Raw genomic sequence first — 11,002 nt, 5'->3', positions numbered from 1 at the left:
CGAAAACAGCGCATTTCATCGCCCCGAATCAACCCGCTCCCACGCTGGACTTGCCGGATCATAAGGCTTTGCCAATAATGGGCGCGTTATTTGCTTCGTTGATAGGTTTGCCAACTCTGGCACTTGCATAAAGCTTTTTGGATGTCAATTGGCCTGATCACGATTTCATGTGCTTCTGTAACTAGTTGTCGCATTGAAGAAATATCGACTTTCAGCCTGCCGCTAAAATGCCGACCACTCGCCGAAGGCTTGTCGGGTCCAGAGACCCGCCGGCACCTCGCGTCGCAATTTCTGATTCCTCCTGTTCATTGAGCGTCTCGCTCACTGCCATTTGTCGCGTTATACCGATGGAGTTCCAAGAAATGAAAAAGCTCATGCTGCTGGGTGCGCTGGCACTGACCGTATTGGCACAGCCCGTGTTCGCCGATGAAAAGCCCATGAAGATCGGCATCGAAGCGGCGTACCCTCCGTTTGCCTCCAAGGCGCCGGACGGCAGCATCGTCGGTTTCGACTACGACATCGGCAACGCCCTGTGCGAAGAGATGAAGGTCAAGTGCGTATGGGTCGAGCAAGAATTCGACGGCCTGATCCCGGCGCTGAAAGTGCGCAAGATCGACGCCATCCTGTCCTCGATGTCCATCACCGAAGACCGCAAGAAGTCCGTCGACTTCACCAACAAGTACTACAACACCCCGGCCCGTCTGGTCATGAAGCAGGGCACCGTCGTCAGCGACGGTTTGACCGAACTCAAGGGCAAGAACATCGGCGTGCAGCGCGGCTCGATTCACGAGCGTTTCGCCCGCGAAGTCCTGGCCCCGCTGGGTGCTGAAATCAAGCCGTACAGCTCGCAGAACGAAGTCTATCTGGACATCGGCGCCGGTCGTCTCGATGGCACCGTGGCGGATGCCACCCTGCTGCAGGACGGCTTCCTCAATACCGAATCGGGCAAAGGCTACGCATTCGTCGGCCCGGCCTTCACCGACGTCAACTACTTCGGCGACGGCGTCGGCATTGCCGTGCGCAAAGGCGACAAGGCTGATCTGGACAAGCTCAACGCAGCCATCGCGGCCATTCGTGCCAACGGCAAATACAAAGCCATTCAAGACAAGTACTTCGACTTCGATATCTACGGCAAGTAACGTGGTTTGAAGCCGTCAATGGCGCAAGCAGCCGGTCACCGCACCGACTGATTGCGCCATTTTTCTATCCCGCGCTTGAGGGCCAAACAACATGTTGAAAGGTTACGGAGCCGTCATCCTCGACGGTGCATGGCTGACCTTGCAGCTCGCTCTGTGCTCCATGGCGCTGGCGATCGTGCTCGGCCTGATCGGCGTGGCATTGCGGCTGTCGCCGGTGCGCTGGCTGGCATGGCTGGGCGATCTGTATTCCACCGTGATCCGCGGCATTCCCGATCTGGTGCTGATTCTGCTGATCTTCTACGGTGGCCAGGACCTGCTCAACCGCATCGCGCCGCTGCTCGGTCACGACGACTACATCGACCTTAACCCGCTGGTGGCCGGTATCGGCACGCTGGGTTTCATCTTTGGCGCGTACCTGTCGGAGACCTTCCGCGGCGCGTTCATGGCCATCCCCAAAGGGCAGGCCGAAGCAGGCATGGCCTACGGCATGAGCAGTGGCCGGGTGTTCTTCCGCATTCTGGTGCCGCAGATGATTCGTCTGGCGATCCCCGGGTTCACCAATAACTGGCTGGTACTGACCAAGGCCACCGCGCTGATTTCCGTGGTCGGTCTGCAGGACATGATGTTCAAGGCCAAGCAGGCGGCCGATGCCACCCGCGAACCCTTCACTTTCTTCCTCGCAGTCGCGGCCATGTACCTGGTGATCACCAGCGTCTCGCTGCTGGTACTGCGCTATATCGAAAAACGTTACTCGGCCGGCGTGAGGGTGGCAGACCTATGATTTTCGATTACAACGTCGTCTGGGAAAGCCTGCCGCTGTACTTCGGCGGCCTGCTGATCACCCTCAAATTGCTCGCGCTGTCGCTGTTTTTCGGTCTGCTCGCCGCACTGCCGCTGGGCCTGATGCGCGTGTCGAAAATCGCCTGGGTCAATCTGCTGGCGTGGAGCTACACCTACGTCATTCGCGGCACGCCGATGCTGGTGCAGCTGTTCCTCATCTACTACGGACTGGCGCAATTCGAAGCGGTGCGTGAAAGCATCCTGTGGCCATGGCTGTCGAGCGCGACCTTCTGCGCGTGCCTGGCCTTCGCCATCAACACCAGCGCCTACACCGCTGAAATCATCGCCGGCAGCCTGAAATCCACGCCGCCGGGCGAGATCGAAGCAGCGCGGGCAATCGGTATGTCCAAAGCCAAGATGTACCGCCGAATCCTGCTGCCATCGGCCCTGCGCCGGGCGCTGCCGCAGTACAGCAACGAAGTGATCATGATGCTGCAGACCACCAGTCTGGCTTCCATTGTCACGTTGATGGACATCACCGGTGCGGCGCGCGCGGTCAACGCGCAGTTCTACCTGCCGTTCGAGGCCTACATCACCGCAGGCGTTTTCTACCTGTGCCTGACGTTCATTCTGGTGAAACTGTTCAAGCTGGCCGAGCGCCGCTGGCTCAGTTACCTGGCACCGAGGAAGCACTGATATGCAGCGCATCGATCACGATCTGCCGTGGGGCAACCTCGGCACCCAGCGCACCTTGAGTGTGTTCCGTTTCGGGCAGGGCGAGCGCAAGGCCTACATCCAGGCCAGCCTGCACGCCGATGAGCTGCCGGGCATGCGCACCGCCTGGGAATTGAAGAAACGCCTGACCCAGCTGGAAGAACAGGGCCTGCTCAAGGGCGTCATCGAGCTGGTGCCGGTTGCCAACCCGATTGGTCTGGGCCAGTTGCTGCAGGGCAACCACCAGGGCCGTTTCGAGTATGGCAGCGGCAAGAACTTCAATCGCGATTTCACCGAGCTGAGCGAGCCGGTCGCCCAGGCGCTGGCGGGCAAGCTCGGTGACGACCCCCACGCCAACGTCAAACTGATTCGTCAGGCCATGGCCGACGTGCTCGAGCAATTACCGCCGGCCGGCAGCGAGCTGGCCGGTATGCAGCGCGTCTTGCTCAGTCATGCCTGCAACGCCGACGTGGTGCTGGACCTGCATTGCGACACCGACGCTTCGCTGCACATGTACGCCTTGCCGCAGCACTGGCCGCAATGGCGTTCGCTGTCGGCGCATCTGGGGGTGACCGTCGCGCTGCTGGCCGAAGATTCCGGCGGCAGCTCGTTCGACGAAGCCTGTTCGCTGCCGTGGTTGCGCTTGTCCAAGCAGTTTCCGGACGCGCAGATTCCGCTGGCGTGCCTGGCGACTACCCTCGAACTGGGCGGCCAGGCCAACACCGGCAAGGCCGAAGCCGAGGCCTACGCCGAAGGCATTCTGGCGTTTCTGGCCGAGCAGGGTCTGATCAGCGGCGAGTGGCCGCAACCGAGCCACGAAGCCTGCGAAGGCATGCCGTTCGAAGGCACCGAAATGATTTATGCGCCTCATCCCGGCGTGCTGACGTTTTTACGTCCAGCGGGAGCGTGGGTCGAGCTCGGCGAGCCGCTGTTCGAAGTCATCGACCCGTTGACCGATCGCGCCACCACCGTCTGTTCCGGCACCGCCGGGGTGCTGTTCGCCATCGAAAAACTGCGTTACGCCCAGCCGGGTTTCTGGATGGCCAAGGTGGCCGGCCGCACACCGTTGCGCAGCGGCCGCCTGCTCAGTGACTGATTACTTGTGAGAACCGACATCATGAACAAACTGGAAGTCCAGGACCTGCACAAGTGCTATGGCAGTCACGAAGTGCTTAAAGGCGTTTCGCTGACCGCCAAGGCCGGCGATGTCATCAGCATCATCGGCTCCAGTGGCTCGGGCAAGAGTACGTTTCTGCGCTGCATCAACTTGCTGGAGCAGCCGAAATCCGGCCGCATCCTGCTCAACAACGAAGAGCTCAAGCTGGTCTCCAACAAGGACGGCGGCCTGAAGGCGGCTGACCCGAAACAGCTGCAGCGCATGCGCTCGCGCCTGTCGATGGTGTTTCAGCACTTCAACCTGTGGTCGCACATGACGGCGATGGAAAACATCATTGAGGCGCCGGTGCATGTATTGGGCGTGCCGAAGAAAGAAGCGCTGGAAAAGGCCGAACATTATCTGAACAAGGTCGGCGTCTATCACCGCAAGGATGCTTATCCAGGGCACATGTCCGGCGGCGAACAGCAGCGCGTGGCGATTGCCCGGGCGCTGGCGGTGGAGCCTGAAGTCATGCTGTTCGACGAACCTACCTCGGCGCTGGACCCTGAGCTTGTCGGCGACGTGTTGAAAGTCATGCAGGCGCTGGCCCAGGAAGGCCGGACCATGGTGGTGGTCACCCACGAAATGGGCTTCGCCCGTGAAGTGTCGAATCAGCTGATCTTCCTGCACAAAGGCCTGGTCGAGGAATCCGGCAATCCTCGTGAAGTGCTGGTCAATCCGAAATCCGAGCGTTTGCAGCAGTTCCTGTCCGGCAGTTTGAAGTAACCAGCCCGCCATCTGAGAGCGGTGCGTTTTGCTTCAGAACGGTTCATGCTGCGCGTCATTCAGACCGCAGCCATTGACTGAACGTTACAGATTCCCATCGCACCTGACGTGCGACCCCTTTTAGCGACACGTTTCGGATTGCACGCCATGACTGCCCATCGAATCGGATTTCTCATCTGGCCCGGCACCAAAGCCTTGACCCTGGCGCTGGCGGAGGAAGCCCTGCGTGTTGCTCAGCGCGTTCACCCCGAAGTGGTGTACGAACTGTCGTTTCTGCAGGCCGAACCGCCCGTTGATGGCACCGGTTGGCAATTGCCGGGCGAGCCCTGGGTCGGTCGTCTGGAAGGGTTTCAGAAGCTGTTTCTGCTGGCGGACGAGCCGCCGGCGCCGATGTCTTCGGCCCTGGGTGGCGCGCTAAAGCAACTGGTCCGCGCCGGCTGCGTGATCGGTGGGTTGTCGGCGGGCGTCTATCCGCTGGCGCAACTGGGTTTGCTCGACGGTTACCGTGCCGCGGTGCACTGGCGCTGGCAGGACGATTTCGCCGAGCGCTTCCCCAAGGTCATCGCCACCAGTCATTTGTTCGACTGGGATCGCGATCGCCTGACGGCCTGCGGCGGGATGTCGGTGCTGGATCTGTTGCTGGCCGTGCTGGCCCGTGATCACGGCGCCGAGCTGGCTGGCGCGGTGTCGGAAGAACTGGTGGTGGAACGCATTCGTGAAGGCGGCGAGCGCCAGCGGATTCCGCTGCAGAACCGTCTCGGCTCCAGCCACCCGAAGCTGACCCAGGCAGTGCTGTTGATGGAAGCCAACATCGAAGAACCGCTGACCACCGACGAAATCGCCCAGCACGTGTGCGTGTCGCGCCGTCAACTGGAGCGCATCTTCAAGCAGTACCTCAATCGCGTGCCGAGCCAGTATTACCTCGAATTGCGCCTGAACAAGGCCCGGCAGATGCTGATGCAAACCAGCAAATCGATCATTCAGATCGGCCTGTCCTGCGGGTTCTCTTCGGGGCCGCATTTCTCCAGCGCCTACCGCAACTTCTTCGGCGCCACCCCCCGTGAAGACCGCAACCAGCGCCGCAGCAGCAGCCCGTTCGAATTGTCATCGGTGCCGGCCGAGCGCGGTTGATGTCCGGATGCGTCCCTTTCAGCTCAACACTGCTACACGCGCACGCCAACGTTTAAACTGCGCCTTTGTGACGCAATTTGTCGCATTGCCGAAAACCCCGTAAAAAGCCGGTTTGGCGCTATAAGAAGTTGTCGCTTGGCGGCAAGGCCCGGCCCGAATCAGTCCTTACAATCCTTCCATCGCTCGCCAGTCCCAGGCAGGCGTTCCTCTTCAGGAGACTCCGATGTCCGTTGAGCAAGTACCGGTGCAACGTGCCGATTTCGACCAGGTGATGGTCCCCAACTATGCCCCGGCAGCGTTCATCCCCGTCCGCGGTCAGGGTTCTCGCGTCTGGGATCAGTCGGGTCGCGAACGGGTTGATTTCTCCGGCGGCATCGCGGTCAACGTGCTGGGCCATGCGCACCCTGCGCTGGTCGGCGCGCTAACCGAGCAGGCCAACAAGTTGTGGCACGTCTCCAACGTCTTCACCAACGAACCGGCGCTGCGTTTTGCCAAGAAGCTGGTTGACGCCACCTTCGCCGACCGCGTGTTCTTCTGTAACTCTGGCGCCGAAGCCAACGAAGCCGCCTTCAAGCTGGCCCGTCGCGTGGCCCACGACCTCTACGGCCCGGACAAGTACGAAATCGTCGCTGCCCTGAACAGCTTTCACGGCCGCACCCTGTTCACCGTGAGCGTCGGTGGTCAGCCGAAATACTCCGACGGCTTCGGCCCGAAAATCACCGGCATTACCCACGTCCCTTTCAATGACCTCGACGCGCTGAAGGCCGCCGTCTCGGACAAGACCTGCGCGGTGGTGCTCGAGCCGATCCAGGGCGAGGGCGGCGTACTGCCGGCCGAACTTGAATACCTGCAAGGCGCGCGCAAATTGTGCGACGAGCACAACGCGCTGCTGGTCTTCGACGAAGTCCAGAGCGGCATGGGCCGCAGCGGTCACCTGTTTGCGTACATGCATTACAGCGTGACGCCGGACATCCTCTCCAGCGCGAAAAGCATCGGCGGCGGTTTCCCGATGGCGGCCATGCTGACCACTGAAAAACTCGCCAAGCACCTGGCCGTTGGCGTTCACGGCACCACCTACGGCGGCAACCCGCTGGCGTGCGCGGTGGGCGAGGCGGTCATCGACGTGGTCAACACCCCAGAAGTATTGGCGGGCGTGAAGGCCAAGCATGAATTGTTCAAGGCTCGTCTGGAGAAGATCGGTCAGCAATACGGCGTGTTCAGCCAGGTGCGCGGCATGGGTCTGTTGATCGGTTGCGTGTTGACCGACGCCTGGAAAGGCAAGGCCAAGGACTTCTTCAATGCCGCCGAGCAGGAAGGCGTGATGGTGCTTCAGGCCGGTCCCGATGTGGTGCGTTTCGCGCCGAGCCTGGTGGTTGAAGACGCCGACATCGAAGAAGGCCTGAACCGCTTCGAACGGGCGGTTGCCAAGCTGGCCGGGGCGTAAGTCTTTCGGTCGACCGGGACACACCCTTCGGCTGATGTCGTACGCATTCCCTGTAGGAGTGAGCTTGCTCGCGATCGCGGTGTGTCAGCGAAACGGTTGCATCTGACCTACCGCTATCGCGAGCAAGCTCACTCCTACGAATTGTAGCCAGACAGAACTTTTTTCTTTATCGCCGATAAACCGGCCCGATTTTTTCTCAAGGAGTGACACCATGCTGGTGATGCGCCCCGCGCAAATGGCGGATCTGAGCGAGGTTCAACGACTCGCGGCAGACAGCCCGATTGGTGTCACGTCCCTGCCGGATGACGCTGGACGTCTGGGTGACAAGATTGCTGCGTCCGAAGCCTCGTTCGCGGCGGAAGTCAGTTTCAACGGTGAAGAGACCTACTTCTTTGTCCTCGAAGACACCGAGTCCGGTCGTCTGGTGGGCTGTTCCGGAATCGTCGCCTCGGCGGGCTATTCCGAGCCCTTCTACAGCTTTCGCAACGAAACCTTCGTCCACGCCTCCCGTGAACTGAAGATTCACAACAAGATCCACGTGCTTTCGCAGTGCCACGACCTCACCGGCAACAGCCTGCTGACCAGCTTCTACGTGCTGCCCGAGTTGGTCGGCACGCTGTGGTCGGAGCTCAACTCCCGCGGCCGCCTGCTGTTCGTCGCCAGCCACCCGGAGCGCTTCGCCGATTCAGTGGTGACCGAGATCGTCGGTTACAGCGACGACCACGGTGACTCGCCGTTCTGGGACGCCATCGGCCGCAACTTCTTCGACATCAACTACGCCGAAGCCGAGCGTCTGTGCGGCCTGAAAAGCCGGACCTTCCTCGCCGAGCTGATGCCCCATTACCCGATCTACGTGCCGCTGCTGCCCGATGAAGCGCAGGAAGCCATGGGCCAGGTTCATCCTCGTGCGCAGATCACTTTCGACATCCTGATGCGCGAAGGCTTCGAGACCGACCATTACATCGACATTTTCGACGGCGGGCCGACCCTGCACGCGCGGGTGTCCGGCATTCGCTCCATCGCCCAGAGCCGCGTTGTGCCGGTCAAGGTCGACACGGTCAGTACCGGTGATGCGGTCAAGGGCGGGCGGCCTTATCTGGTTTCCAACGGCCAGTTGCAGGATTACCGCGCGGTGATGCTGGAACTGGACTGGGTGCCGGGCAAGCCAGTGGCCCTGAGCCTGGCCGCGGCCGAAGCGCTGGGTGTCGGCGAAGGCGCCAGCGTGCGCATTGTCGCGGTCTGAACGCCGGGCTCGATGGATGAGATGAGTTGACGGTGGCAGGCGCTGCGATAGCAGGCCTACGCCGTAAAGCAGGTTAGCGAGTTCGCCGGGGATTGCAGAACCCACGGCATGAGGAGAAAGCATGATCGTTCGTCCCGTACGCAGCAGTGACCTTCCGGCGCTGATCGAGCTGGCGCGCAGCACCGGCGCAGGCCTGACCACATTGCCGGCCAATGAAGAGCGTCTGGCGCACCGGGTCGGCTGGGCCGAGAAAACCTTCCGTGGCGAGGCCGGGCGGGGCGACGCTGACTACCTGTTCGTGCTCGAAGATGACGACGAGAAAGTCGTGGGCATTTCCGCTGTCGCGGGCGCTGTGGGGCTGCGCGAGCCCTGGTACAACTACCGGGTGGGCCTGACGGTCAGCGCTTCTCAAGAGCTGAATATCTACCGGGAGATCCCGACGCTGTTCCTGGCCAATGACCTCACCGGCAACTCCGAGCTGTGCTCGCTGTTCCTCCACGCCGACTACCGCAATGGCCTCAATGGCCGTTTGCTGTCCAAGGCGCGGATGCTGTTCATCGCCGAATTCCCGGAGCTGTTCGGCACCAAGACCATCGCTGAAATGCGCGGCATCTCCGACGAGCAGGGTCATTCGCCGTTCTGGGAAAGCCTGGGCCGACACTTCTTCAAAATGGAGTTCAGCCAGGCCGACTACCTCACTGGTGTCGGCAATCGCGCCTTCATCGCCGAGCTGATGCCCAAGTTTCCGCTGTACAGCTGCTTCCTTTCAGAAGCCGCGCGCGAGGTCATTGGCCGCGTACACGTCAGCACCGAACCGGCGCTGGCCATGCTCAAGGCCGAAGGTTTCAGCTATCAAGGTTACGTCGACATTTTCGACGCCGGCCCGGCCATCGAGTGCGAAACCAGCAAGATCCGCGCAGTCCGCGACAGCCAGGCGCTGGTGCTGGCCGTCGGCACACCGGGCGACGACGCGACGCCATTCGTTATCCACAACCGCAAGCGCGAAGACTGCCGCGTGACCGCTGCGCCTGCGCGCCTTGCCGCCGGCACATTGGTGGTCGATCCACAAACGGCCAAGCGCTTGCGCCTCAGCGCCGGTGATCAAGTCCGCGCCGTGCAACTGTCGCCCGCTCGGGAGAGTATTTGATGAACACTTTGTACATTGCCGGTGCCTGGCAGGACGGGCAGGGCGACGCATTCGATTCCCTGAACCCGGTGAGCCAGCAGGTCATCTGGTCGGGTAAGAGCGCAACGGCTGAACAGGTCGACGCGGCGGTCAAATCCGCCCGGCAGGCGTTTCCGGCCTGGGCGACGCGCAGTCTGGACGAGCGCATTGCCGTGCTCGAAGCCTTCGCCGCTGCGCTGAAGAACCGCGCCGATGAAATCGCCCGTTGCATCGGAGAGGAAACCGGCAAGCCGCTGTGGGAATCGGCGACTGAAGTGACCAGCATGGCCAACAAGGTGGCGATTTCGATTCAGAGCTACCGCGAGCGGACCGGCGAGAAGAGCGGCCCGCTGGGCGACGCCACCGCTGTGCTGCGGCACAAGCCCCACGGTGTGGTGGCGGTGTTCGGTCCTTACAACTTTCCGGGTCACCTGCCTAACGGCCATATTGTCCCGGCGCTGCTGGCGGGCAACACTGTGGTGTTCAAGCCGAGCGAGCTGACCCCCAAAGTCGCCGAGCTGACGGTGCAGTGCTGGATCGAAGCCGGGCTGCCGGCGGGCGTGCTCAATCTGCTGCAAGGCGCTCGGGACACCGGCATCGCACTGGCCGGCCATGCAGGCATCGACGGGTTGTTCTTTACCGGTTCGAGCCGCACCGGCAATTCCCTGCATCAACAGTTCGCTGGCCGCCCGGACAAGATTCTGGCCCTGGAGATGGGTGGCAACAACCCGCTGGTGGTCGATCAAGTCGCCGATGTCGATGCCGCGGTTTACACCGTGATCCAGTCGGCCTTTATTTCTGCCGGCCAGCGCTGCACATGCGCTCGTCGTCTGCTGGTGCCCGAAGGTGCCTGGGGCGATGCATTCCTGGCGCGGCTGATGGAAGTGACCTCGACCATTCAGGTCGGCGCGTTCGATCAACAGCCGGCGCCGTTCATGGGCTCGGTGATTTCCCTGGCCGCTGCGCAAGCACTGATCGATGCCCAGGAAGTGATGCTGGCCAACGGCGCAGTTGCCCTACTCGAAATGACCCAGCCTGCCGCGCAATCAGCGCTGCTGACGCCGGGGATCATCGATGTCAGCGACGTGGCAGATCGTGAGGATGAGGAACTGTTCGGGCCGCTGTTGCAGGTGATTCGCTACGCTGAGTTCGACGCAGCCATCGAAGAGGCCAATGCCACGCAGTACGGGCTGGCGGCGGGGCTGTTGTCGGATTCCCAGGCGCGCTATCAGCAGTTCTGGCTGCAGAGCCGTGCAGGCATCGTCAACTGGAACAAGCAACTGACCGGCGCGGCGAGTACGGCACCGTTCGGCGGTGTCGGCGCGTCGGGCAACCATCGCGCCAGCGCCTACTACGCGGCGGATTATTGCGCGTACCCGGTGGCGTCGCTGGAGACCGAAACCCTGGCACTGCCTGCCAGCCTGACGCCCGGCATCACCCTGAACTGACCGCGCTCCTTGATAGCGCAGCGCACATCGAAGAATGTGCACATAAAAACAGATCC

The 11,002-nt window shown here is 61.7% G+C and carries 10 protein-coding genes; all 10 read left to right on the top strand.

Going from position 1 to position 11,002, the window contains the following annotated elements; translation table 11 throughout:
• Positions 1-362 precede the first annotated feature (362 nt).
• The 10 genes from QWI20_RS05895 (at position 363) to astD (ending at position 10,946) form a co-directional block, all read left to right on the top strand.
• Entirely contained in the window at positions 363-1,139 is a 777-nt protein-coding gene (locus tag QWI20_RS05895; protein WP_369304629.1) for an ABC transporter substrate-binding protein, read from the top strand.
• A 91-nt stretch (positions 1,140-1,230) separates the two neighbouring features.
• A complete protein-coding gene (locus QWI20_RS05890) occupies positions 1,231-1,920 on the top strand; it encodes an ABC transporter permease (protein WP_065986205.1) in 690 nt (229 codons plus the stop codon).
• Positions 1,917-2,615, top strand: a complete 699-nt coding sequence (locus tag QWI20_RS05885; protein ID WP_133773343.1) for an ABC transporter permease — start codon at positions 1,917-1,919, stop codon at positions 2,613-2,615. The genes QWI20_RS05890 and QWI20_RS05885 overlap by 4 nt, the downstream gene beginning before the upstream one ends.
• 1 nt (position 2,616) lies before the next feature.
• Positions 2,617-3,729 carry a succinylglutamate desuccinylase/aspartoacylase family protein gene (locus QWI20_RS05880; protein WP_369304628.1) on the top strand — a complete coding sequence of 371 codons (1,113 nt, stop codon included), beginning with the start codon at positions 2,617-2,619 and terminating at the stop codon, positions 3,727-3,729.
• 21 nt (positions 3,730-3,750) lie between these two features.
• Entirely contained in the window at positions 3,751-4,515 is a 765-nt protein-coding gene (locus tag QWI20_RS05875; protein ID WP_192170999.1) for an ABC transporter ATP-binding protein, read from the top strand.
• Positions 4,516-4,662: 147 nt separating this feature from the next.
• Complete coding sequence (argR, locus tag QWI20_RS05870; protein WP_369304627.1) at positions 4,663-5,646, top strand: transcriptional regulator ArgR; 984 nt, start codon at positions 4,663-4,665, stop codon at positions 5,644-5,646.
• A gap of 223 nt (positions 5,647-5,869) precedes the next feature.
• On the top strand, positions 5,870-7,090 hold the full coding sequence (locus QWI20_RS05865; protein ID WP_369304626.1) for an aspartate aminotransferase family protein: 1,221 nt from the start codon (positions 5,870-5,872) through the stop codon (positions 7,088-7,090).
• Positions 7,091-7,301: 211 nt separating this feature from the next.
• Positions 7,302-8,333, top strand: coding sequence for an arginine/ornithine succinyltransferase subunit alpha (gene aruF, locus QWI20_RS05860; protein ID WP_369304625.1), 1,032 nt, complete (start codon positions 7,302-7,304; stop codon positions 8,331-8,333).
• Positions 8,334-8,454: 121 nt separating this feature from the next.
• The gene (gene astA / locus QWI20_RS05855) at positions 8,455-9,480 is read left to right on the top strand and encodes an arginine N-succinyltransferase (protein ID WP_369304623.1); all 1,026 of its coding nucleotides are present in this window, start codon (positions 8,455-8,457) and stop codon (positions 9,478-9,480) included.
• Complete coding sequence (gene astD / locus QWI20_RS05850) at positions 9,477-10,946, top strand: succinylglutamate-semialdehyde dehydrogenase (RefSeq protein WP_369304622.1); 1,470 nt, start codon at positions 9,477-9,479, stop codon at positions 10,944-10,946. The genes astA and astD overlap by 4 nt, the downstream gene beginning before the upstream one ends.
• The last annotated feature ends 56 nt before the right edge of the window (positions 10,947-11,002 follow it).

It is taken from the genome of Pseudomonas sp. W2-17, from assembly GCF_041060445.1.
In the GTDB taxonomy this organism is placed as follows: domain Bacteria; phylum Pseudomonadota; class Gammaproteobacteria; order Pseudomonadales; family Pseudomonadaceae; genus Aquipseudomonas.
Note: the sequence above shows the minus strand (reverse complement) of the source record. Positions and strands in the feature narration are given on the sequence as shown.